Here is a 23,303-nt window from a genome sequence, read left to right as displayed (position 1 = left end):
GCGCCTGTGCCGTGGGTCAACCGCGCTGGAAAGGACGCCGACGCACCGGCCAGGGCACCCACGTGCGACCGGTCTGCGGCCGGGCAGCTTCCCTGCCCGGCCGCCTCCGGCGCTTCGCCCGTCGGGGACGGGCGCGCGCCGAATCCGGATCAATTGCCGATCTGGAATCCGTTGCCGAAGATCCGGTCGGTCAGCACGATGGCCACAGGCATCTGCGCGGTCGCCGGCGCCCCGGCGCCCATCGCCACCAGTTCGACCCGCCCGAAATGCCAGGGCCCGACCGCCAGACCCGCTGCATTCACCTCGATCTGCAAGGTCTGGCTGGCGCCGGCGGCAAGCGTGAAGCTGGCCGGCGTCACGGTGCCGGTGAGGCCGCCGCCGGCGGCGATGACGTCCGCCTGCCACTGCTGCGACTGGCTCGAGGTGCTGCGCACCGTCCGGGTCCAGCTGCACGTGCCGTTGCACTGGTCGCTGGCGAGGTTGGGCAGGTTGAGCAGGCCGGGCTGGCCGCCGGTGGCCGGGTTTGCGGCGACATAGGCAGCGGTCGCGATGTCCATCACCAGACCCGCGTTGGCGGCAGCGGCGAGATCGAGGCCGCCGGCACCCTGGTCGAACGGTGTTGCCGGGGTGCTGGCATCCTCCTGGACCAGCACCGGGGCGCTGGTGGTGACCAGGGCCGACTTGATCTCGGTCGGCGTCCAGGTCGGTCGCAGGGCGACCATGAGGGCGGCGGCACCGGCCGCATGCGGGCTCGACATCGAGGTCCCGCTGATGATGTTGAACTCAGGCGGTGGCGGACTGCCAGCCGTGTGGTAGGCGGCCAGGATGTTCAGACCTGGCCCGGTCAGGTCGGGCTTGATGGTGTTGCGCAGGGCGGCGACGGCGCCACCGGCCGGACCGCGCGAACTGAACGAGGCCATCCGGTCGCCATGGTCGCCATAGTCGATCACGCCGCCAGCGATCGCCCCGGTGTGCCCGCTGCCGGACTGCATCCAGGCCTTCAGCGCGATGCCGTCGGCATGGCTGATGTGCACCGCCGGCAGCACATGGCCGTCGGCATTCAGGCTGGCGGCACTGGGCGCATCGTTGGCCAGCACCATGGCACTGCCGCCAGCGTCGAGGACATGCTGCCCCTTGAGCACGCGGCCGATCACACCGCGGTCGCAGACCACCATCTGGCCGGTGAAGCTGCCCGCCGGGAAGGGGTTGCACAGGGGATTGTTCCAGGGCGGATTGCCGGCGTAGACCATCGGCCGGGCGCCGATGCCGATGTTGGCACCCTCGCCGTCGATGTCGGGATGGCTGCCGGCGGATCCGCTCAGGCCGGTGAGTCTGGCCTGCACGGCGCGGTCGTGGGTACCCGCCGCGACCGTCATCACCCAGGGGGCCTGGTGGCCCACCGTTCCGGCGCCTGGACCGGCATTGCCGGCCGACGTGGCCACCACCACGCCCGCGGCGACGGCGTTGCGGAAGGCGACCGCAGTGGTCTCGACCCACGGACTGGTACCGCCGCTGATCGAGTAGTTGATGACGTCGACGCCGTCGATCACCGCCTGGTTGACCGCCGCCGTGGTCGCCGAGGTCGGACAGCTCGGGAAACACACCTGGTAGGCGATCAGGTTGGCGCGCGGCGCCACACCGCTGGCGCCCGCGAAGGAGAAGGTCGCCGTCGGCGCCACGAACTGCGGATTGGCCAGGACGTTGCCGGCCGCCGTGCTGGCGGTGTGGCTGCCGTGGCCGTTGTTGTCCTCCGGATTGCTCGAGGACGGATGCAGCGCCCAGGCGCCGACCAGCTTGCTGTTGCAGAACGACGGGTTGGCGACACAGAAGCCCCGGTAGACGCCGGGCCCGAACGGGTTGGTGTGCGAGTAGCCGTCGCCGCTCACCGCCGCGAAGGCCGGATGGTCGTGGTTGATGCCGGTATCGAGGATGCCGACGATGATGCCTTCGCCACGGGTCGCCAGCGACGGATGGTTCCAGATCGCCGGCGCGCCGATGAAGGCCGGACCGGTGTCGGTGTCCGGCCAGTGCTCGATGTCGCGAAACACCTGGGTGACACCGTCCAGGGTAGCGACCTGGCGCGCCTGTTCCGGCGTCAGGTCGAGGGCGATGCCGTTGTAGGCATGCTGGTACCGGAAGCGCTCCACCGGCTGTGCGCCAAGGCGCTCGCCGATCCGGGACAGCAGGGCGTCCTGCACAGCCGACAGGTGCGCCGCATACGCCAGCACGGCAGGATCGTCGGAACGCAGCTTGCGCGCGCCCGTGGCCCGGGGCGCCGTGGCGGCCAGGCCCGGCTTGCCGCCGTCGTAGGTGGCGGCGGGCGCATCGGCGAGCTGGACGATGTAGATGGCAGGGCCGGTGCTGCCGGCAGGCTCGACCACGGCGGCCATGCCAACCTCCGGCGCCCCAGACGGGGCGGCACCCGGAGGCGCCGCCCCGGCGATCAGGGTCCCAAGGGCGGCGAGCGAAATGCCGAACAGTGCGGCGCGCGGGCCGCGCCTGCCGGAAAGCGGATGGTTGTGCATGACGGTCTCCCCATCTGACGGCTGCCGGCGCCGATGGCAGGCGGCTCATCAGGGTAAACGGTATATCCGCGGGAAATCTGCCGCAATCGGCAGGGCTGCGCGGCGGAACTTGCCGTTTCGGCGTCACCCGGCACCCGAGTCGTGCCGCAGTGGCTCGCGGCCGCGCCAGTGGTGCTCGGCGGCACCCCGGAGCCTCAGGCGTCGGGGAACGGGAAGGCCAGCACTTCGCGCAGGTCCTGCGCCTCGATCATGGCCATGAGCAGGCGGTCGACGCCCAACGCCACGCCGCTGCACTGCGGCAGGCCGTCCTCGAGCGCCGCCAGCAGGTGGCGGTCCATGGGCAAGGCCTCGCCACCGCGCGCGACCCGGAGGCGATTGTCCGCCTCGAAGCGACCGAGTTGCTCCTGGGAGTCGGCGAGCTCATGGAAGCCGTTGGCCAGCTCGAGCTGGCCGACGTACAGCTCGAAACGCTCGGCGACCTGCTCTCCGTCGAGGTCCCGCTTGAGCCGGGCCAGCGCCGCCTGGCTGGCCGGATACTCGTAGACGAAGGTCATGCCATGCGGCGGCAGGGCCGGCTCGATACGGTGCGTCATCAGCACGTCGAGCACGCTGTCGCGGTCGAGGCGCCCGACGTCCACCCAGACGCCCGCGGCGAGCCGCCGCAGCTCGTCGTCGCTGGCGGTCAGCGGATCGGTCGCCAGGTGGCGCATGAACAGTTCACGGTAGCTCAACCGCTCGGCGGGCCCGGCAGAGCGTCCGGCGAACGCGAACGCAGCCCGCACAAGGGCCTCGACCTCGGCCATCAGCCGCTGCGTGTCCCAGCCCACCCGGTACCACTCCAGCAGGGTGAATTCCGGGTTGTGGCGCCGCCCGTACTCGCCGTTGCGGAACACCTTGCCCAGCTCATAGCAGTCGCCCAGCCCCTGCGCCAGCAGCCGCTTGTGCCAGAACTCCGGCGAGGTGCGCAGGAAGCGTCGTCGCGTGCCCGCCCCGGCGGGACCACTGAAGCCGGTGTCGAAGCTGTCGATGTTGGCATCGGTGTTGGCGCCCTGGCCGAGCACCGGGGTATCGACCTCGAGCACGGCACGCTCCGCGAAGAACGCGCGGATCAGCGCGTACAGCTTGGCGCGCAGGCGCAGCGCCCGGGTCAGGCCGTCATCCATGGCGATTCAGCAGGACCCGGAAAGCGGCCTCGTCGATGATCTCCACACCCAGGGCGCGCGCCTTGTCCAGCTTGCTGCCGGCCGCCTCACCCGCGACCACGAACGTGGTCCGGGCCGACACGCTGCCTGCCACCTTGGCGCCCAGCGCCTGCAACCGCGCCTTTGCCTCGTCCCGGGTCAGGGTCGCGAGGGTGCCGGTCAGCACCGCGGTCTGACCGGCCAGGGGCAGCGCCTGGTCAGCGCCCTCCGGCGCCCGGGCCTGAAGACGTGCGGCCTGGTCGGCCGAGGCGAACAGGCGGGCGCGCCAGTCGGGGCGCTGGGCCAGAAGGTCCTGCACCGCCTCGACACGGGATCCGGGCACATCGCAGGCCAGCGCCAGACGGCCGGCGTCGAGCCCTTCAAGGTCGGTAAGCGAGGACAGCGCAGCGCCGATGCGCTGCAGGGACTCCTCGCCGACGCCGTCGAGCGGCGCGCCCAGGCGCTTGGCGGCGACCAGCAGCGCACCAGGCGACAGGCCCGCCGCGAACGCGGAGTCCGGCGCATGGCCGTCGCCTATGGCCACGCCGGCGGCAAGCAGCGCGTCGATCACTTCTTCGTTATGGGGCTGGGCGAAAAAGGTGGCGATCGACTCGGCGACCTTCGGACCGACGTCGGGCACCGCGATCAGCACCAGGGCGTCCGCGTCCCGGATCTCGCCGAGGTCGCCGAAGGCGCGGGCCAGCGCCCGGGCGGTCTCCTCACCGGTCTGCAGGATGCCCAGCGCGAACAGGAACCGGTCCAGCCGCGCCATGCGCGTCGCCGCGATGGCGGCCACCAGGTTCTCCGCCCACTTGCTGGCGACCTTGCCTGCCTTGACGGTCTCCGGCACGGTGCCGTCGCGTTCGTCGGCCCGCTGCTTCATCTCCAGCAGGTCCTCGACGCGCAGCCGGTACAGGTCGGCCGGGGTGCGCACATAGCCGAACTCGACCAGGGAATCGATGAAGCGTTCGCCCAGGCCCTCGATATCCATGGCCCGGCGCGAGGCGAAGTGGCGCAGCGCCTCCTTGCGCTGCGCCGGGCAGTACAGGCCACCCGAGCAGCGCCACGCGACCTCGCCGTCCTGGCGGACCAGCACCGAATCGCAGACCGGGCAGCTCGCGGGCATGGTCCAGGGCGCGCTGCCGGACCCCCGGCGATCGGCGACCACCTGGACCACTTCCGGGATGACGTCGCCGGCGCGGCGGACGATGACGGTATCGCCGACCCGGACATCCAGCCGGGCGACCTGGTCGGCATTGTGCAGGGTGGCGTTGGTGACGGTGACGCCGGCAACGTGCACTGGCGCCAGCCGCGCCACCGGCGTGGCCACGCCGGTGCGGCCGATCTGCACCTCGATGGCCTCGACCGTGGTGGTCTCCTCCTGCGCCGGATACTTGTGCGCAAGCGCCCAGCGCGGTGCCCGCGACACGAAGCCGAGCACGCGCTGCTGATCGTAGGCATCGAGCTTGTAGACCACGCCGTCGATGTCGTACGGCAGCGCATCGCGTAGCGCACCGATGCGCCGGTAATAGGCCAGCAGCCCCTGCAGGCCGGTGGCGGTGCCGACTTCCGGCGCCACCGGCAGGCCCCAGTCGCGCAGACAGGCGAGCGTGCGCGAGTGCAGCGGCGGCAGAGCGGCACCTTCGACCACGCCGGTGCCGTAGGCGTAGAAGCTGAGCGGCCGACCGGCGGTCACCGCCGGATCGAGCTGGCGCAGCGAGCCGGCGGCGCCATTGCGGGGATTGGCCAGCGGCTTCTCGCCGCGGCTCATCGCGGCGTCGTTGAACGCAAGGAAATCGGCGCGCCGCATGAACACCTCGCCGCGCACCTCGAGCACCGGCGGCCAGCCCTCGCCGCGCAGGCGCAGGGGCACGGACCGGATCGTGCGCAGGTTGGCGGTCACCTCCTCGCCGGTTTCGCCGTCGCCGCGGGTGGCGCCACGGACCAGCAGGCCATCCTCGTAGCGCAGGCTGACCGCGAGGCCGTCGAGCTTGGGTTCCACGGAGAACGCCGGTTCGCGCACGCCGAGGGCGTCCTCGATGCGCCGGACGAATTCGGCGACCTCGCGAAAACGTCCCGCCTCGTCGGGCGCCAGAGGGTCCTCGAAAGCATTCGCCAGCGACAGCATGGGCATGGCGTGGCGCACGGTGGCAAAACCGCGGTCCGGCCGGGCGCCGACGCGGCGGGTCGGGGAATCGGGGCTCGCCAGCGCCGGGTGCGCCTGCTCCAGCGCTTCGAGCTCGCGCAGCAGGCGGTCGTACTCGCTGTCCGGAACGGTCGGCGCATCGAGCACGTGATAGCGGTAGTCGTGGTCCTGGATCAGCGCGCGCAGCTCGGCCGCGCGACGCGCCGGATGATCGGCGTCGGTCATGGCCGGGAAGACGGCGGGCGGAAGGCGGAAGGCATCGGGCAAGTATCGCGCGGCTGGCGCGCGTCGGGCGGCTTGTGTGCGCAATCGTCACACTCGTGACCTTGCTTGCGTGGCTGCCGTCACGGTGTCCGGTGGCGCCGGTCACGTTTGCGGATCCGCGGGCCTGTCACCCGCGCGCCGGGCGCGCTGGTTAGACTGGCGCCGCCCCGAGTGGATGCCGACCATGCCGAACCGCAGCCCGTCCGCCCGCGCCCCCCTCCTCGACGGCGAGCTGCTGGCGGCGGTGGACCTGGGATCGAACAGCTTCCACCTGATCGTCGCCCGCCACAACCTCGGCCAGCTCAAGGTGATCGACAGCCTGCGCGAGCCGGTCCGGCTGGCCGCCGGCCTGACCCCGGACGGCAGCCTCGACCCGGTCAAGCGGGAACGCGCGCTGGCCTGCCTGGCGCGCTTCGGCCAGCGCCTGCGTGCCCTGCCTTCGGAGCGGGTCCGCGCGGTGGCCACCAACACCTTTCGCCAGATGCGCTCGCCGCGGGCGTTCCAGACCGCCGCCGAGGAGGCCCTGGGCCATCCGATCGAGATCGTCTCCGGCCGCGAGGAGGCGCGCCTGATCTACCAGGGCGTGATCCAGGGTATCCGCGAGACCGGTCGGCGACGCCTGGTCATCGACATCGGCGGCGGCTCCACCGAGTTCATCATCGGCGAGGGCGACCGGGCCCTGGAAACCGAGAGCCTGCAGATGGGCTGCGTCGCCTCCAGCCGGCACTTCTTCGGCGACGGCCGGCTCGGCCGCAAGCGCTGGCGTGCGGCGATCACCGAGATCTCCGCCGAGTTGCAGCAGTTCGCCGCCGACTACCTGATGCGCGGCTGGAACGATGTGATCGGCTCGTCCGGAACCATCAAGGCGGCCGGTAAGGTCGCCCGCGCCAACGGCTGGTACGACCGCGGCCTGACCCCCGAAACGCTGGCATCGATCCGCGACGCCCTGCTCGCCTTCGAGACCGTGGACGCGGTGCAGCTCGAGGGGCTGAGCGCCGACCGCCGGCCGGTGTTCGCCGGCGGCCTGGTGGTGCTGGAAGCGGCGTTCGAAGTGCTCGGCATCGACCGCATGCAGATCTGCGAGACGGCGATGCGCGAAGGCGTGCTGCACGACCTGCTCGGCCGCGCCCAGCACCGCGATCCGCGCCAGGCCACCATCGACGCTCTGGCGCAGCGGTTCAGCGTCGATGCCGGCCAGGCCGAGCGCGTCGAGGCCACCGCGCTGACCCTGTTCGACGACGTGGCCCCGGCCTGGCATCTGGGTGAGGCCGAGCACGATTGGCTGGCCTGGGCGGCCCGCGTGCACGAGGTCGGGCTGGCGATCGCGCACAGCTCGCACCACGTCCACGGCGCCTACCTGCTTGCCCACTCCGACCTGCCCGGCTTCACCCGGGGCGAACAGGAGGTCCTGGCCCTGCTGGTCCGTTGCCATCGCCGCGCGATTCCGGTCGACGACCTGCAGGCCCTGCCCGAACGCCTGTTCTATCCGGCCGTGCGCCTGACCCTTCTGCTGCGCCTGGCGGCCCTGCTGCACCGGCCACGCAGCGCCGAGCCGATGCCGAAGCTGAAGCTGTCGGTCGACGATCGCCTTCTGCGCCTGGACCTGCCCCGTCGCTGGCTGGAGGGTCATCCCTTGACGGCGCTCGACCTCAACCAGGAACGCAAGCACGTCAAGGCGCTGGGTTTCCGACTGGAGATCGCCTGACGCGGAGCGCGCCTGACCGCCGTCGCCGCGCGACCGGTGGTCGGCCGGGACCTGTGGCCTTTCCGAGAACGACCGTGCGACGCGAACGGACCCGGGCCCTGCCGATGGGGCGCTGCGCAACGGGCGATCCGCGACCCGGGCTCAACCCGCCAGCACCGGCGCCAGCGACAGCGAACCGGCGGCGATCGCCGCGCCCAGCGCCACCGCGGCGAGCACGTCGGACGGATAGTGAACGCCAAGCACCACCCGCGATGCCGCGACCAGCAGGGCGAACGGCACCAGCAGCCAGGCCAGGAACGGGTAATAGGCCAGCGCCACCAGGGTGAAGGTCACCGCATGCAGGGTGTGACCGGAAGGGAAACTGAACTCGTCCAGCGGACGCACGCGGGCGACGATGTCGCCATGCCGGCGAAACGGCCGCGGCCGGCGCACCACGCCCTTCATCGCCCTGTACAGCGCGGCCACGAACAACGCGGTAAGGCCCATGTGCAGCGCCGCACGCAGGCCCTGGGTGCCGCCCAGCACGGCGATCACGGCCATCAGCGAGTACCAGAACACGCCGTCGCCCAGCCGGCTGACCGTGCGGAACAGCATCAGCACGGGCCGGTAGGCGCCCCAGCGGTTGACCGCCAGGGTCAGGCGCAATTCGCCGGTGGGCGGTTCAGGGAGCTGCGCGGGTTTCACCGAGGTGGCCTGGTTCATGCGGCGTGCCGTGTGTGCAGATCATGAAGCAAGTCGGCGAAGCGCGCGGCGACGCCGGCGCCAGCGCGGCCCGACAGCGCGGTACGGGCGGCGGCCCCGATCGCCTTGCGGTGACGATCGTCCCCGGCCAGAGCGACCGCGGCGGCGATGAACCCCGCCTCGTCGCCACAGGGCACCGCGCAGCCCAGTTCCGGTGCGTCGATGTGCTCGTGGGCGGCGCCATAGTCGTAGGCGACCGTCGCCACACCGCTGGCCATCGCCTCCAGGGTCACGTTGCCGAAGGTCTCGGTCAGGCTGGGGAACACGAACAGGTCGCCGCTGGCGTAGTGCCGCGCCAGGTCATCGCCGCGCTGCACGCCCGCGAACACGAAATCCGGATTGTCCTGCGCCAGCCTGGCGCGTGCCGGACCATCGCCGACCCACACGAAACGGGCATCGGGGCGCTGTGCCTGCAGCGCACGGAAGGCGCGCACAGCCAGGGCCAGGTTCTTTTCCGGCGCGATGCGACCGACGTAGAGCACCGCCAGCCCGTCGGGCGCCAGGCCCCAGCGCTCGCGCAGCGCCGGATTCCGGTGCGCCGGATCGAAACGCTGCACGTCGACCGAGCGCTGCAGCAGATGCACGTTGCGGATGCCCCGTGCCGACAGCGAGTCGGCCAGCTCCCGGGTCGGCACGTAGGTTGCGTGCGCCAGGTTGTGGAAGCGACGCAGCCAGGCGAACGCGAGCGGTGTCAGCAGGCGCAGGCCGTAGTGCCCGAAATAGTCGTCGAAGCGGGTATGGAAGCCGGTCGCAACAGGCGCGCCGATCTCGCGCGCGGCGCGCAGGCAGGTCCAGCCCAGCGGGCCTTCGGTGGCCGCGTAGACGACATCGGGGCGATGCTGCCGCCAGAAGGCCCGCACCCGACGCGGCGACGGCAGCCCGAAACGCAGGTCCGGGTAGCGCGGCAGGCGCGCACCGGTCACCAGCAGTTCGGGAAACTCGGACAGACCGTCGGTGCCGGGCTGTCGCGGCCTGACCAGGCTGACCGCGTGACCCTGCGCCTGCAGGCCGCGGGCGAGCGTCTGCAACGTCAGGGCGACGCCATTGACCTCGGGCGGGTAGGTTTCGGTGACGAGGCAGACGTGCATGGGGACCGGCCGGTTTGCTGCACGCTAGCCGCGTGCGGTGTACGCATGATGGCCGGAAAGTTACAGCAAGATGACAGCTTTGCCATGCGCCCGCCCACGGTCGCTTTCGCCACCCGCCAGGGCGCCGGTGCCACCCCTGGCCAGGCAACCTGTCGCCGGCCGGCGTCGCCGTCGCGACAGCCGCTCACGCCGCCGGTGCACCGCTCTCGTCCAGGTGCCAGTGCCGCAGCAGCGCAGCTGCCGCCGCCACGCCGCTGAGCCACGCCGATTCCACGCGGCCGCCCAGCAGGCCATCCCCGGCGACCGCAAGCCCGAGTCCGGCATCGTGCAGCATCGGCCGCTGCAGCGGTGAGCTGCACAGCGCGTAGCGCCAGCGATGGGCACTGGCCGAGCGGACCGCACTGGCGGGAAGGCCGGCGGCGGCCAGGAAGGCATCGACCAGCACGGGAAGCACCTGCTCTGGAGTCGCCTCCAGGTGGCGGCGCGACCAGCCGGCACCGGCATGCACGACCCAGGCCGGGGCCTGGGGGCGACCGGCGCGACTGGCCATGGCGCTGGCCAGCGCCAGCGGCGCATCCGGGCCGCCGCGCAGGAGTTCGACGTCCGGCACCGGCGCTTCCAGGCAAAGCAGGGCGGCCCAGCAGGGTTCGTAGCCCACCTCGTCGAGCAGGGCGGCAAGGGCCGGAGCCGGCTCGCGCAGCAGGCTGGCGGACTGCGGTGCGGGCGCGGTGACCACAACCGCGTCCGCGCACGCCAGCTCGCCGCCCTCCGCACCCATGACCCGCCAGCCGTCCGGGTGCCGCGACAGGCTGCCTACCGTCGTCGAGGTGCGCAACTCGATGCCGGTCAGCAGGTGGGCGGCGAGCGCGTTCATGGCGGGCACCGCCAGCAGTCGCTCGCGGCCCTCGTCGGGTCCCGCCGATCGCGGCCGCCACGGCACCAGCAGTCCCGCCTCGCGCCAGCGCCTTGCCTGGGCGCGGAAGCGCGGATCGCGCACGGTGATGAACTGGGCGCCGTGATCGAAGGCCAGACCCGCCTCGCGACGGGTCGCCATGCGTCCGCCCGCGCCGCGCGACTTCTCCAGCACGCAGACCCTATGACCGGCATCGGCAAGGACGCGGGCGGCGGCGGCGCCGGCGATGCCGCCGCCGATGATGGCCACGTTGCGGGCCCTGCCGGTCGACGGCAGGTCGACACGACGGGCGCAGGCCGGCAGGTCGAGGCGCGCGCCGTGCGCCGCGAGCGAACGCTGCCGCACCGTACCGGTGACCGGCCGTGCCGGTGGAAACGGGCGGTCGAACAGCCCCAGGCACCAGAGCAGGCCGCCGTACGAGGCTGGGTCGCTGCCATCCAGTGCGAACCGGTGGTTGAGTTCCAGCAGGCGCGCCAGGGCCTGCGCCGGATTCCTCGACCAGCCGGCCAGGACCTTGCCCCAGCTCATCCGCAGGTTGTTGTGCAGCTCGCCATGACGCACCAGGCTGCGTTGCGCCAGGTCCCACAACGCCACACCGCTGCGTCCCGAGCTGAGGGCATCGAGGTCGCGCCACGCCGGCCGGGGGTCGTCGGTGTGGGCGCGCAGGGTGTCGCGGGCCCAGTCCGGCAGCGCATCCAGCGTGCCCGGATCATCCACCCGGGCGCACCAGTGCCAGGCGAGTTCGCGCCAGGTCCACAGCTCGTCCAGGAACTTCGCCGCCCCGGCACCGCCGGCCTCACGGGCCTCGCGGGCGATCCGGCGCGCGGACACCATGCCGTGGTGCAGGTAGGCGGACAACCTGGAAACGCCCTGGGGAAACGCCACGGCTGCGTCGTTGCGCAGTCGGTGGTAGTCGGCCAGTCCGGACGCGCGGAATGCCTGCCAGCGACGGTAGCCGGCTTCGCTGCCGCCCGGCGTGTGCGCCACCGGCGCCACCTGGTGGTCGATCCGGCAGCGACCGATGGCCCGGGCCAGGTCGCCTGCGAGGTCGAACGGCGCGAACCCCGGGTCGCCGGTGAACGGCGAGGCGTCGGGCGCGGCGGGCCAGTCGCCGTCGAGGCGCGCCTGCAGCTCGTGCCAGAGCCGCTCCCGAAACGCGAAGGCGCGCTGCGGCGGCGTCCGGCTGAGCGCCATCGGCACGATGCAGGCGCTGTCCACCGCCAGCAGCGGCGTCGGCACCCGCGCCGCCAGTCCGGACAGCCAGCGCGGCCAGGGCGGCGCCGGCATGTCGTCGGTGACCACCACGCAGGCACGGCGGACCAGCGCGGCCAGGGGCGACCGCGCCGGCCCCGCCTCGACGCCGCCATCGGGCTCCGTCATCGGCAGCCAGAACACCGACCTGACGCCGCGACGGGCCAGCGCCGGCGCCAGGGCGCGCGCGCCCTGCAGGATGAAGGCATGGTGGCGGTCGTTGTCGTGGCGGTGACCGCTGCCCAGGCCCTGGTAGGCGAGTACCGGCCTGTCGAGGTCGGCGGCCAGGTGCAGGGCGACATCCAGTGCCGGATTGTCGTGGTCGCGACAGGCATGGTGCAGCCACAGCAGCACGAACTCGCCCCCGCCCCGCAGCGGGCCGGGGTTGATCTGCCTCACCCGCTCGGCCAGGTGTGAAGGCAACACGTGGGGCAGACTGGCAGCGGCGCTGTCGAATGACATGGCGACCATGTCAGCAGACGACCGGTGAACGCCGGGGAAAGGTTCCCTGCCCCGCATTCTGGACCGAGCTGGGGCGAGCCCTGCGCCTGCGGCGCAGGCGATTGCCCTGTGCGAGACCCCGGTCAGGCCTCGGGCCGTGACCAGAACGCAAGACGGTGCGGCGTCTCCGCATCCGAACCGACTTCGCGCCAGTGCAGGGTGCAGGCGAGGTCGTCGTGGCGGCGGTAGCCGCGCGACTGCCAGAAGCCGTCCAGGGGACGCCAGCCGGGCGGCCGCAGAGGATGGTCGGCCGGACGCTCGACCGCGCAGAAGCAGGTCAGGCGGAAACCGCCCAGCGCCCGGGCATGGGCCTGCCGGGCATCGAAGAAGGCATGGCCGATGCCCTGCCCGCGCCAGCGCGGCAGCAGCACCGACTCGCCGAAGTAGAACACCGTGGCCGGGTCGATGCCGGCCTGGCGCCACGGCCCCTGCACCGTCTCCGGCTCGCCGGCCATCGGCACCCCGGTGGCGGCCCCGACCACGGCACCCTCGTCGAGGGCGAGCACGAACACGCTGCCCGGGTTGCCGGCATAGGTGGACAGGTAGGTCCGCTCGTAGGCCGGGTCGCCGTCGTAAAGATAGGGGAAGTCGCGGAACACGGCGATCCGAAGGCGCGCCAGGTCGTCCAGGTGGGGCGTCACTTCGGTGCCGCTGAGGATGCGGATCTCGGCCATGGTGGGCTCAGCTGGTCGGCAGGTGCGCCACCAGCATGGCATCGCCGTAGGAGAAGAAGCGATAGCGCTGGCGGACGGCGTGACCATAGGCCGCCAGGACCCGCTCGCGGCCGGCGAAGGCGCTGACCAGCATCAGCAGGGTCGACTCGGGCAGGTGGAAGTTGGTGAGCAGCAGGTCGACGCTGGCGAAACGGTAGCCCGGGTGGATGAAGATGGTGGTCTCGCCGGCGAAGGGTCGCGGTGCCGGACCGCCCTGGCGGGCCGACTCCAGCGCCCGTACCACGGTGGTCCCCACGGCGACGACGCGGCCGCCGCGGGCACGGGTGGCGGCGATCCGCTCGCACAGCGCGGCGTCGACCTCCAGCCACTCGCTGTGCATGCGGTGCTCGCGGATGTCGTCGACCCGCACCGGCTGGAAGGTGCCGGCGCCGACGTGCAGGGTGATCGCGCCGGTCTCGACGCCGCGCTCGCGCAGGGCGTCGAGCAGCGCCTGGTCGAAATGCAGGCCGGCGGTCGGTGCCGCCACCGCGCCGGGCGCGCGCGCGAACACCGTCTGGTAACGCTCGCGGTCGGCGGCGTCGTCGTCCCGGGCGATGTAGGGCGGCAGCGGCATGTGGCCAAGGCGCTCGAGGCGCTCGGCCAGCGGCAGGTCGTCGGCGAAACGCAGGTGGAAGAAGGCGCCGTCGCGGCCCAGCACCTCGACCTGGCTGCCGTCCTCGAGATCGAGCCGGTCGCCCGGCCGCGGCTTCTTGCTGACGCCGAGCAGGGCGCGCACCTCGGCACCGCCGAGCAGGCGCTCGACCAGGATCTCGGCAACGCCGCCGGTGCGCTTTCGGGCATGCAGCCGCGCCGGCAGCACCCGGGTGTCGTTGAACACCAGCAGGTCGCCGGGCGACAACAGATCCGGCAGGTCGCGGATCGCGCGATCGGCCAGGTCGCCGTCGGCGGGAAGGTGCAGCAGGCGGGCATCGCTGCGCCCGAGCAGCGGTGCCTGCGCGATCAGCGCCGGCGGCAGGTCGAAATGGAAGTCGGTGCGCTTCATTGCGCGGCGATGATGCCCGCGTGAGCGTCCCGGGGGAAGCGTGCGGTCTGCGGACGGCGCGCGCGGGGCTCACGGCCGGCCCGTGCTTCCCGCACCTTATGCGTTTCGGCAGCGAGGAGACGCGGTCGGGCGCCGCCGGGAAGACATCCGGCCAGCCGGCTCGTCGGGGGACGCGCAAGCGCGGGTGTCGGGGTCGCGTCGCGGTGCGGGCCAACCGCTGGGAAAGCTGATCCGGAGTCGACGGGACATCGATCCGGATTGCGGGCACAGACCGTACACCCGCGCGGACATCGGCGACCGCAGCAGCGGCCCCGGGTTGGATCCGGACTATCAGCTTGTTGAAAAACGACCTTCCTGGTCGATTTTCAAGTCGCCCGTCCGGCGCAGGTCCGGACGGGCTCCCGTCGAATCAACTGCTTACGCAGCTTCGCCGAGCGGCCATCCATGGCCGCCGCCAGCAGGCTGTTTTTCAACAACCTGCTAGAGCCAGCCCTTCTGGTGCGCCAGCCGGTAGGCCTCGATGCGGTTGCCGACGCCGAGCTTGCCGATCGCCTCGCTCAGGTAGTTGCGGACGGTGCCGTGGCTGAGGTTCAAGCGGGCGGCGATGTCGTTGGCGCCCAGGCCCTCGCCGGCCAGTCGCAGCACCTGGCGCTCGCGCTCGGTCAGCGGGTCGGGTTCCCCCCAGGCGTCGACCGCAAGCTGCGGGTCGATGGCGCGGCCGCCACGATGCACCTGGCGCATCGCCTCGGCCAGCTGGCTGGCCGGGGCATCCTTGAGCAGGTAGCCGGCGACACCGGCGTCGAGGGCCCGGCGCAGGTAGCCGGCACGCGCGAAGGTGGTGACGATCACCACCCGGGTCGCCAGCGCGTGGCGCTGGATGCGCTGGGCCAACTCCAGGCCGGTCAACCCGGGCATCTCGATGTCGGTGACCAGCAGATCGGGCGCCTGCTCGCGCACCGCACGCCAGGCAGCCTCGCCATCGGCCACCTCGGCGACCGGCTGGAGATCGGGCTCCAGGCGCAGCAGCGCCGCCAGGGCACCGCGCACCATTCCCTGGTCCTCGGCCAGCACGAAGCGGATCATGCCGCGCTCCGCTGGGCGTCCAGCGACGACGCCAGGGTCGCAGGCAAGGGCACCCGCGCGCGCAGGCGGGTGCCGCCCCCGGGGGGCGAGTCCATCTCCAGGCTGCCGCCCAGTGCGGCCAGCCGTTCGACCATGCCGTCCAGACCGTTGCCGCGCCGGCGCGCGCCACCCCGGCCGTCGTCCGCGACCTCCAGCACGACTGCGCCGGCCGCTTGCCATAACCTGACTTCGACACGCGCGGCGCGCGCGTGGCGCTGCACGTTGGTGACCGCCTCGCGCAGCACCAGCGCCAGACAGGTCTCGATGTCGGGCGGCAGCTCGTGACCGTCGTCGAGTCGCTCGTCCAGCTCGACACCCGCACCGCCCAGCAGCAGGCGCGCCGACGCCAGCTCCGGTCGCAGCATGGCGGCGCGGATGCCGGTCACCGCGCGGCGCACCTGGGCCAGGGCATCGCGCGCGACCTGCTCGATCTGGGCCACCTCCGCCTGCGCCGCAGCCGGGTCGCTTGCCAGCAGACGGCTGGCCAGCTCGCTCTTCAGGGCGATCAGCGACAGCGTATGGCCGAGCAGGTCGTGCAGGTCGCGGCCGATGCGCTCGCGCTCGGCCACCGCCGCCAGCCGCCGCACCTCCTCCAGGCCGAGGCGCAGCTCGCCATCCTGGCGGTGCTTGACCAGGTAGAAGTGGTTGGCCAGGCACACCGAGGTGCCGACCAGCAGGGCGATCAGCGGCGGGATCAAGCCGGTGGCCAGCCACCAGGCCTGCAGCGCGTACAGCGCCAGCACGACGCCGAGCACGGCGAGGGCGCGGGCCAGCGAGCCCAGCAGCGGCGCGAACGCCGCGGCGTAGATCAGGTAGCTGTTGCCGAACGGATTGAACGGTGTCAGCACGAAGGACAGCGCGGCGATCGCCAGAAGCCACGGCAGCAGTGGCCAGCCCTGATGCCGGAAGGCGCGGAAGTACAGCCACAGGAACGGCGGCACGGTCGCCACCGTCGCCTGCCACATGCGGGTGTCGTCGAAGCCCGTGGCCACCGGCAGGACGAAAAGGAAGCCCAGGTAGGCCAGCCAGAGCATCGGCATCCAGCCCAGGGTCTCCACCACCGCCGCCGGCAAGAGCCACGCGCGCAGCCGCAAGCCGAGTGACTTCACGCCGTCTGCCGCCATCGCCCTGCCCTCTCTCGCGCTTCCACTGCCGTCTCCCGGTCCTGTCAGCGCCCTGTCACGCCCGGCGCAGCGCCCGGGCCGCCAGCCCGGCGAACACACCGCCGAAGGCGAGCAGTGCCAGCGCATGCAGCGCCGGGGCGCTGCTGCTGCCCTGCCCGACCGCCGCCAGCGCCAGCTGGCCGAGATGATACGCCGGCCACAGAGGCGCCATCGCCTGCACCGGCGCCGGCAGCAGCATCAACGGGAACCACAGTCCGGACAGGAAGGCCATCGGCAGGTAGACCAGGTTGACGATGGCCGGTGCCGCCTGGGCGCTGGCGACCAGACCGATCCACAGGCCGGCGGCGCAGAACGGCAGCACGCCCAGGCCGGCGACCGCCGCCAGCGCCAGCCAGGCGCTCGCCGGCAGGCGCACGCCGCCGGCACCGGCTGCCAGCGCCGCCATGATCGCGAACACCAGCAGGGCGAAGCCAACCGCCATCACCGCCTTGGCCAGCAGCCAGGCCCCGGCCGGCATCGGCGCGGCGCGCTTCAGGCGCAGCCAGCCCTGCTCGCGCTCGACCGCCACCGTGGCCCCGAAGCCGAACAGGCCGGGCGCCATCACACCGAACACCGTGTAGGTGGCCAGCAGGTAGTGGGCTGCCTGCCAGTTGCCGCTGCGGCCCATCGGCAACAGCAGGGCGAACAGCACGTAGAACATCGGCGGGAACAGCAGGGTCGGCAGCGCGAACCCCGGTGTGCGCAGCAGGCGCAGGAATTCGTAGCGGATCTCGCGCGCCCAGGGGTTGCGCGGTGCCGTCGCCACGGCATCGGCCAGGATGTTCATGCCGCCTCCGAAGTGAGTTCAAGAAATCTCTCTGCCAGACCGCTGCGCCGGACCTCGAGGTCGGACAGGTCGGGGTCGCGCTCCAGCAGCCTGCGCACCACCGCCTCGGCATCGGCGGCCATCAGGGCCAGACAACCGTCGTCGCCGGTCCGGACCTCGCTGACGCCCGGCCAGGCCGCGACCTGCGTCGGTGCCAGGCGGGTGCGGCAGGTCACACGGCGTTCGCCGCCCCTGGCCTGCATGCCGGCCAGGGTGTCCACTGCGACCACCCGGCCGCGCGCGAGCACCGCGACCCGGTCGGCCAGGGCCTGCGCCTCTTCCAGCCAGTGCGTGGTCAGCAGCACGCCGGTGCCGGCCCGGACCAGGGCGCGCAGGCCCTCCCAGAATCCATGCCGGGCCTCGATGTCCAGACCCACCGTGGGTTCGTCGAGGACCAGCAGCGCCGGGCGGCCGACCACGGCCAGGCCGAACTGCACGCGCCGCTGCTGTCCGCCCGACAGCTTCCGGTAAGGACGATCGAGCAGGTCGCCGACCCCGGCCATCCGCGCCGCCTCGGCGACCGGCAAGGGCGCGGGGTAATAGCTGCCGAACAGGTCGAGCAGTTCACCGACGCGCAGCGTCTCGGGCACGCCGCCGGTCTGCAGCATGGCCCCTACCTGGGCCCGCGCGGCACGCTGGTCCGGACTGCCGCCGCACAGCGCCACACTGCCGGCATCGGCGCGCAGCAGCCCGAGCAGGATGCCGATCGCCGTGGTCTTGCCGGCGCCGTTGCCGCCCAGCAGCACCAGCAGCTCGCCGCGGCGAAGCTCGAGGTCGACGCCGGTCAGGGCGATCGTGCTGCCGTAACGCTTGTGGATGCCGCGCAATTCGGCCAGTACCGGTTCCATCGATGGGCTCCCGTGAGTGCGGAGCCAGTGTCCGCCCCAGGCACGGGGGCCGGCAGCCTCCCAGGTCAGCCGGCGTCGATGACACCTGTCAGCGCGGCCGGCGCCTCAGTCGCCGGTGGCGGACGGCGCGCCTGCCGCCATCGCCGACACCGCCTCGGCGAATCCCGGGATCGCCAGGGCCCCGGCCAGCTGCCCACCGTCGACCTCGAGCGTCGCGCCGGTACAGAAGTCTGCGGCCGGGCTGGCCAGGTACAGGGCCGCACCGACGATCGCCTCGGGCTCGGCGATGCGGCGCTGCGGAATGCGCGAGACCAGGGCCGCCGCCCGGCGCGGCTCGTCCCACAGGCTGGCGCTGAACCGGGTCCGGACGAAGCCCGGCGCGATGGCATTGACCTGGACCTGGTCCGGGGCCAGCTCGATCGCCAGCGCCTGGGTCAGCATCAGCACCGCGGCCTTCGAGACGCAGTACACGCCCATGCCGTGGGCAGCGCGACGGCCGAGGATGGAGGACAGGTTGATCACCTTGCCGCCGCCGCGCGCGCGCATCGCCGGCAGCGCCGCGCGCACCCAGCGCACGTAGCCCTTGACGTTGGTGTCCAGGGTCTTGTCCCAGGCCGCGTCGTCGGCCGCCAGCAAGGGCCCGAAGTGCGGATTGGTCGCGGCGTTGTTGACCAGGATGTCGAGGCCGCCGAAGGCCTCGACGCCGGCCGCCACCGCGGCCCGGACCGCGGCCTCGTCGCCGCTGTGGGCGGCCACCGCCAGGGCGCGCCCGCCCGCCGCGGCGATCGCCGCGGCGACGGCATCGAGGTCGCCCTGCTTGCGGGCGGTCAGCACCACCGCGGCGCCGGCACCGGCCAGGCCGTGGGCGATCGCTTCGCCGATGCCGCGCGAGGCGCCGGTGACCAGGGCGACCTTGCCGCTGAGATCGAAGCTTGACTGCATGGCGGGACTCCACGGGGGACGGGTGATCGGGGCGCGGAGGCCGGCGCCCGGCGGCGCAGGCCGGAGGCGGTCGCGGGCGGGCCTCGGCGGTGCCGTCGGCCCTGCCCCGCGACCTGGCCCGGAAGCATAGCCCGAGCCCGCCGTGGCCCGGCACCGGAGGGGCGCATGCTACACTTGCGCCCCCGAATCAATGCGTTGCGGCCGCCTCCGTGCCCCGCGCCGACCGCCCTGCCGGGCCGTCCCGCCGCCACGCCCCTTCCCGCGAGGTATCCGATGGACCTGTTGGCCAAGCTCAAGCCGTTGCGCGATTCCGCCGGCGCCGCCCGTACCGTCGGCCTGTCCGCGCAGGCGCTGGCGCCGTTCCTCGACGACCGCGACCTGCAGGAAGCGATCCGGGCCGCGGTCGCCGCCTTCGAGGCGCTGCGCGCCGAAGGCTCGGACCTGCCCGACCTCGACGAGCACGAGCAGGTGCGCCGCATGCAGGCCGGCTTCGTCAACTTCTACCCCGACGATGCGGTCAATCCCTACGTCGCCCTGGCCGCGGCCGGGCCGTGGATCGTCACCCTGAAGGGCGCGGTGGTCTACGACGCCGGCGGCTACGGCATGCTCGGCTTCGGCCACACGCCGGCCCAGGTGATCGAGGCGATGTCCCGCCCGCAGGTGATGGCCAACGTGATGACGCCCTCGCTCGCCCAGCACCGCTTCGTCGAGGCGATGCGCCGGGAGATCGGCCACACCCGCGATGCCTGCCCGTACGCGCGCTTCCTGTGCCTGAACTCCGGTTCGGAGTCGGTCTCGCTGGCCGGCCGCATCGCCGACGTCAACACCCGCCTGCAGACCGATGCCGGTGGCCGTCATGCCGGCAAGCGGGTCAAGCGCCTGGCGGTCAAGGGTGGTTTCCACGGCCGCACCGAACTGCCGGCGCTGTACTCGGACTCCACCCGCAAGACCTATGCCCAGCACCTGGCGAGCTGGAAGCACCACGACGCCCAGCTGCTGACCGTCGATCCCTACGACGTCGAGGCCCTGCGCGCCGTGTTCGCCCAGGCCGATGCCGAGGGCTGGTTCATCGAGGCGATGTTCGTCGAGCCGGTGATGGGCGAAGGCGATCCCGGCAAGGCGCTGACGCCGGCGTTCTACGCCGCCGCCCGCGAGCTGACCCGCCGCCACGACACCCTGCTGCTGGTCGACTCCATCCAGGCCGGCCTGCGCGCCCAGGGCGTGCTGTCGGTGGTCGACTACCCGGGCTTCGAGGGCCTGGAGGCGCCGGACATGGAGACCTACTCCAAGGCGCTCAACGCCGGCCAGTACCCGATGTCGGTGCTGGCGGTGACCGAGCGCGCCGCCGACCTGTACCGCAAGGGCGTCTACGGCAACACCATGACCGCCAACCCGCGTGCCCTCGACGTCGCCTGCGCGGTGCTCGCCAGCCTGAGCCCGGAGCTGCGCGTCAACATCGTCGAGCGCGGCCGCGAGGCCGTGCAGCGGCTGACCGCGCTGGCCGGCGAGCTGGGCGGCCTGGTCACCCGCGTGCAGGGCACCGGCCTGCTGTTCTCCTGCGAGCTGGCGCCGCAGTTCAAGTGCTACGGCGCCGGCAGCACCGAGGAGTACCTGCGCGAGCACGGCTGGGGCGTGATCCACGGCGGCGCCAACTCGTTGCGCTTCACCCCACACTTCAACGTCACCGGCGAGGAGATCGCCCTGCTGGTCGACGGTGTCCGCAAGGCCCTTCTGGAAGGCCCGCGCAAGGCGCAGGACGCGCAGCAGGCGGCCTGAGGGAGACCAGACCGCGCGGCGGACGGAGCCGGCGTGCGGGTCCGATGCACGCCTTCGGGCTGCCGATCGAGGGCGCTGACGTTCTGCGCGCCAGCGGCAGGTTGTCGCCGCGCCGCTGCGCCGCCGATGCCTCAGCGCTGTTCGAAACCGTCGGCGAACAGCAGGTCCTCTCCGGGCAACAGGGTTGCGTTGCCGGCGAAAGCGACCCACTCGCCATCCACGAAGTAGCGCCCGGTGATTCCGAACTCGCCCGCTGCATCGGGCGGCGGCAGCAGGGTGTAGGCCACCTGCAGGGCCTGATCGCCATGGTAGAGGCCCCACCGGATGGTGCGGGTCATGGGGTCGAAGCGACCGCTGCGATCGATCTCCAACACCTGCCATCCCGCCGGCGGGACCTCCTCGATCGCACTGGCATGGCTGCCCGGCATCGGCTCGACCCGCAGCTCGACACGCACCGGTTGCCCAGGTACGAAGACCGCCGGCGCCGTTCGCACTGCCGAGGCGATGTAAGGCCCCGGCGGATGGGCCACCGCACGCCAGGGCAGCGCGGCTCCAACCTGCTGGTAGGTGCCGCCAAGCGCCGCGATCTGCGCCGCACGGGTGAGTTGGGACGCCGACACCAGGCCCCATCCGGACGGCCAGGGCTGCCCATGCAGCCAGGCGTCGGTGTAGGCCGGCAACAGCCCGCGCTGCACCCTGCCGTTGCTGGACAGGTCCGCAGGATGTCGGGAGATCTGCGTGACGCCGGTAGCTCCACAGGTCGGAGACGACGCCGCCATCCATGGCATCAACGCGCCCTTGAGGGTTCCGCGCGACATGCCCCAGGGGGCGTTCTGAGGACCAGCGATGGCGTAGGTGAACTCCGCAGGCGCGGCGCCCGACACGCCGACCCATTGGATGAGTCGCTGGAAGGCGTCGTAGTGTCCGCCCTGCCCGACCTCGACTGCGACCCAGCCGCTCGGCAACTGCTCGACCAACGTGAACGGCGTGGCATCGGGTGAGGCGGCGACGCTCAACCTGACCTGGGCGGGCGTGGACTGGGAATAGGCCGGACCGGAGATTGCCCGCTCGACGGTGCAGGTCTGGGCGCAGGGCGTCCCGGCCTGCGAATAATGGGTCTGGATACCGAGGCCGAATGGCGGGTTCGGCACGGATACCTGCAGCCGTCGCGCCGGATCCCCGTTGCCATTGACCTCCCAGGCGACCGTGGTTGCGTCCTCGATGGTGCGCACCGCGGCACCGAGCGCCGCCTGGACATCTCCGGCCGAGACCACCTGCCGGAAGCCGCGGGTGGCTCTGGCCACGCGCTCGGCAAGGGGTTCCAGGGCGGCCTCGAGCACGACCGGGTGCACGGGAACATCGGAGTCGCGAACAGGAGCGACGGGGTCGACCTCGTCGTTGCCCAGCACGCTGGTGCCGGCCAACATCAGCAGGACGCCCCGTCGACCCGGTCGCCCGGACAGGGTCTGCGCGACCGCGGCCGCTCGCGCCAGCGCGTCGGCTGGCGCCGAAGTCGCCTCGATCAGCGCAAGCTGAGCCTCCAGTGCCTCGAAGTCCGATACCAGTTCCGGCGGCGTGTCGGCGCTCAGCGAGGTCACGGCAAGCGCAGGGGGCGGCCAGCCGTTGCTGGCGGCGCGCTGGTACCAGTCGAATGCCGACTCGGCGACCACGGCGAGTTGCAGGGACAGAAGCGAGGCCGGCAGACTGGCGCTGTCGTCCACGAGATAGACGGCGGACACTGGCACCTGTCCGGACGGCACCAGCGCCGGCCCCGAGAGGGGCGCAACGTCATCGTCCAGGAGCATGAACTGGTCGACCCCGGGAACGGGGGCCGGGTGGAACCCGCCCGACAGCGTCGTCGCGCTCAGGTGCATGGATAGGGTGGGGCAGGCGGCGGCATCGATGCCTGCCAGGCGCACCAGCGAGGGGTTCGTCGAGATTCCGAACGCGGCCGCCCTGGTGTTGTTGACCGGGATGGGGTCGGGGGTGCTGGCGAGCACCTGCGCCTGGAGCCAGCCGTCCGCCTGGGTCGCGTCGACGTTGCGGGCTCGAAGCAGGACCGAGGTTTCCTCGCCCACCGCCAGCGACGCGAGCCGGCATACGACCGTACGGGGCTCTTCGGGAACCGGTTCGCACCGGGGGCCTTCGAGTTCGTGGCCGGGCGAGACGGTCACCCGAACCCGTATGTCCTCGCCCGGGATGGTGCTGTGCGGCCGGTTGGACACCGTCGCAACGGCGGCCCGGCTGCGCAGGGGCAGCCCATCGCCGAACTCCGGCAGGAACAGCGCATTGATCGCCAGGTCCGCAACACAACCGCTTGGACCCGGGCAATCGCCCTGGCCCCGCTCGGCATCGTCGGCATCGAGGTAGAGCAGCGGGTCGTCCAGGCTGCTTTCCAACGCGACAAGCCCGGCCAGCCCGGAATCCTCGGCCTCTGCGGGCGCATCCGCGGCGGGAGCGCCCTGGCCGGCCTGAATTGCCGGCCCGCCAGGCACCACCGTGCCGCGGTGGGCTGAGACCCCGGCAGCAGCAGCCAGGAAGGCAAGGCCGATCGCACGGCTGAGAGGTCGCATATTCACTGTCGGGGCCTCCCGG

The 23,303-nt window shown here is 72.4% G+C and carries 16 protein-coding genes; 2 read left to right on the top strand and 14 right to left on the bottom strand.

What is annotated here, in order from left to right:
- Positions 1-149: 149 nt before the first annotated feature.
- From KF823_10935 to ligA, 3 genes are all read right to left on the bottom strand, one after another.
- On the bottom strand, positions 150-2,390 hold the full coding sequence (locus tag KF823_10935; GenBank protein ID MBX3726416.1) for a S8 family serine peptidase: 2,241 nt from the start codon (positions 2,388-2,390) through the stop codon (positions 150-152).
- Between the two features lie 329 nt (positions 2,391-2,719).
- Positions 2,720-3,688 carry an EF-P lysine aminoacylase GenX gene (gene genX / locus KF823_10930; protein ID MBX3726415.1) on the bottom strand — a complete coding sequence of 323 codons (969 nt, stop codon included), beginning with the start codon at positions 3,686-3,688 and terminating at the stop codon, positions 2,720-2,722.
- Positions 3,681-6,077: an NAD-dependent DNA ligase LigA gene (gene ligA / locus KF823_10925; GenBank protein MBX3726414.1), complete on the bottom strand. Its 2,397-nt coding sequence runs from the start codon at positions 6,075-6,077 to the stop codon at positions 3,681-3,683. Before ligA ends, genX begins: the two co-directional genes overlap by 8 nt.
- 223 nt (positions 6,078-6,300) lie before the next feature.
- Here ligA and KF823_10920 point away from each other — a divergent pair, with 223 nt between their 5' ends.
- Complete coding sequence (locus KF823_10920) at positions 6,301-7,821, top strand: Ppx/GppA family phosphatase (protein MBX3726413.1); 1,521 nt, start codon at positions 6,301-6,303, stop codon at positions 7,819-7,821.
- 141 nt (positions 7,822-7,962) lie between these two features.
- Here the strand turns inward: KF823_10920 and KF823_10915 are convergent, their stop codons facing one another.
- The 10 genes from KF823_10915 to KF823_10870 all read right to left on the bottom strand — a co-directional run bounded on the left by KF823_10915 (position 7,963) and on the right by KF823_10870 (position 18,932).
- Positions 7,963-8,523, bottom strand: coding sequence for a phosphatase PAP2 family protein (locus KF823_10915; GenBank protein MBX3726412.1), 561 nt, complete (start codon positions 8,521-8,523; stop codon positions 7,963-7,965).
- Complete coding sequence (locus tag KF823_10910; GenBank protein ID MBX3726411.1) at positions 8,520-9,650, bottom strand: glycosyltransferase family 1 protein; 1,131 nt, start codon at positions 9,648-9,650, stop codon at positions 8,520-8,522. The genes KF823_10915 and KF823_10910 overlap by 4 nt, the downstream gene beginning before the upstream one ends.
- A gap of 184 nt (positions 9,651-9,834) precedes the next feature.
- Entirely contained in the window at positions 9,835-12,285 is a 2,451-nt protein-coding gene (locus KF823_10905) for an FAD-dependent oxidoreductase (GenBank protein ID MBX3726410.1), read from the bottom strand.
- Between the two features lie 113 nt (positions 12,286-12,398).
- Positions 12,399-12,989: a GNAT family N-acetyltransferase gene (locus KF823_10900; protein ID MBX3726409.1), complete on the bottom strand. Its 591-nt coding sequence runs from the start codon at positions 12,987-12,989 to the stop codon at positions 12,399-12,401.
- A gap of 7 nt (positions 12,990-12,996) precedes the next feature.
- Positions 12,997-14,031 carry a tRNA preQ1(34) S-adenosylmethionine ribosyltransferase-isomerase QueA gene (queA, locus tag KF823_10895; protein MBX3726408.1) on the bottom strand — a complete coding sequence of 345 codons (1,035 nt, stop codon included), beginning with the start codon at positions 14,029-14,031 and terminating at the stop codon, positions 12,997-12,999.
- A gap of 480 nt (positions 14,032-14,511) precedes the next feature.
- On the bottom strand, positions 14,512-15,114 hold the full coding sequence (locus tag KF823_10890) for a response regulator transcription factor (GenBank protein ID MBX3726407.1): 603 nt from the start codon (positions 15,112-15,114) through the stop codon (positions 14,512-14,514).
- Complete coding sequence (locus KF823_10885; protein ID MBX3726406.1) at positions 15,111-16,262, bottom strand: sensor histidine kinase; 1,152 nt, start codon at positions 16,260-16,262, stop codon at positions 15,111-15,113. Before KF823_10885 ends, KF823_10890 begins: the two co-directional genes overlap by 4 nt.
- Positions 16,263-16,332: 70 nt before the next feature.
- Entirely contained in the window at positions 16,333-17,103 is a 771-nt protein-coding gene (locus KF823_10880) for an ABC transporter permease (protein ID MBX3726405.1), read from the bottom strand.
- Positions 17,100-17,990, bottom strand: a complete 891-nt coding sequence (locus KF823_10875; protein ID MBX3726404.1) for an ABC transporter ATP-binding protein — start codon at positions 17,988-17,990, stop codon at positions 17,100-17,102. Before KF823_10875 ends, KF823_10880 begins: the two co-directional genes overlap by 4 nt.
- 105 nt (positions 17,991-18,095) lie before the next feature.
- On the bottom strand, positions 18,096-18,932 hold the full coding sequence (locus KF823_10870; protein ID MBX3726403.1) for an SDR family oxidoreductase: 837 nt from the start codon (positions 18,930-18,932) through the stop codon (positions 18,096-18,098).
- A gap of 273 nt (positions 18,933-19,205) precedes the next feature.
- On the opposite strand from KF823_10870, the gene KF823_10865 reads away from it, so the two are divergent.
- Positions 19,206-20,708 (top strand): aminotransferase class III-fold pyridoxal phosphate-dependent enzyme, encoded by a 1,503-nt coding sequence (locus KF823_10865; GenBank protein MBX3726402.1) that lies wholly within the window; start codon positions 19,206-19,208, stop codon positions 20,706-20,708.
- Between the two features lie 131 nt (positions 20,709-20,839).
- Here the strand turns inward: KF823_10865 and KF823_10860 are convergent, their stop codons facing one another.
- On the bottom strand, positions 20,840-23,287 hold the full coding sequence (locus KF823_10860; GenBank protein MBX3726401.1) for a hypothetical protein: 2,448 nt from the start codon (positions 23,285-23,287) through the stop codon (positions 20,840-20,842).
- Positions 23,288-23,303 lie beyond the last annotated feature (16 nt).

Source organism: Lysobacterales bacterium (assembly GCA_019634735.1).
GTDB lineage: Bacteria > Pseudomonadota > Gammaproteobacteria > Xanthomonadales > UBA2363 > Pseudofulvimonas.
The sequence above is the reverse complement of the archived record's forward strand: the minus strand, read 5'-3'. Positions and strand labels throughout refer to the sequence as shown.

Coding starts and splice junctions, on each gene's coding strand:
- KF823_10870 (MBX3726403.1), bottom strand. CDS start 18,932: ATGCAGTCAAGCTTCGATCTCAGCGGCAAGGTCGCCCTGGTCACCGGC.
- KF823_10915 (MBX3726412.1), bottom strand. CDS start 8,523: ATGAACCAGGCCACCTCGGTGAAACCCGCGCAGCTCCCTGAACCGCCC.
- KF823_10890 (MBX3726407.1), bottom strand. CDS start 15,114: ATGATCCGCTTCGTGCTGGCCGAGGACCAGGGAATGGTGCGCGGTGCC.
- KF823_10920 (MBX3726413.1), top strand. CDS start 6,301: ATGCCGAACCGCAGCCCGTCCGCCCGCGCCCCCCTCCTCGACGGCGAG.
- ligA (MBX3726414.1), bottom strand. CDS start 6,077: ATGACCGACGCCGATCATCCGGCGCGTCGCGCGGCCGAGCTGCGCGCG.
- KF823_10910 (MBX3726411.1), bottom strand. CDS start 9,650: ATGCACGTCTGCCTCGTCACCGAAACCTACCCGCCCGAGGTCAATGGC.
- KF823_10935 (MBX3726416.1), bottom strand. CDS start 2,390: ATGGCCGCCGTGGTCGAGCCTGCCGGCAGCACCGGCCCTGCCATCTAC.
- queA (MBX3726408.1), bottom strand. CDS start 14,031: ATGAAGCGCACCGACTTCCATTTCGACCTGCCGCCGGCGCTGATCGCG.
- genX (MBX3726415.1), bottom strand. CDS start 3,688: ATGGATGACGGCCTGACCCGGGCGCTGCGCCTGCGCGCCAAGCTGTAC.
- KF823_10875 (MBX3726404.1), bottom strand. CDS start 17,990: ATGGAACCGGTACTGGCCGAATTGCGCGGCATCCACAAGCGTTACGGC.
- KF823_10905 (MBX3726410.1), bottom strand. CDS start 12,285: ATGGTCGCCATGTCATTCGACAGCGCCGCTGCCAGTCTGCCCCACGTG.
- KF823_10865 (MBX3726402.1), top strand. CDS start 19,206: ATGGACCTGTTGGCCAAGCTCAAGCCGTTGCGCGATTCCGCCGGCGCC.
- KF823_10900 (MBX3726409.1), bottom strand. CDS start 12,989: ATGGCCGAGATCCGCATCCTCAGCGGCACCGAAGTGACGCCCCACCTG.
- KF823_10880 (MBX3726405.1), bottom strand. CDS start 17,103: ATGAACATCCTGGCCGATGCCGTGGCGACGGCACCGCGCAACCCCTGG.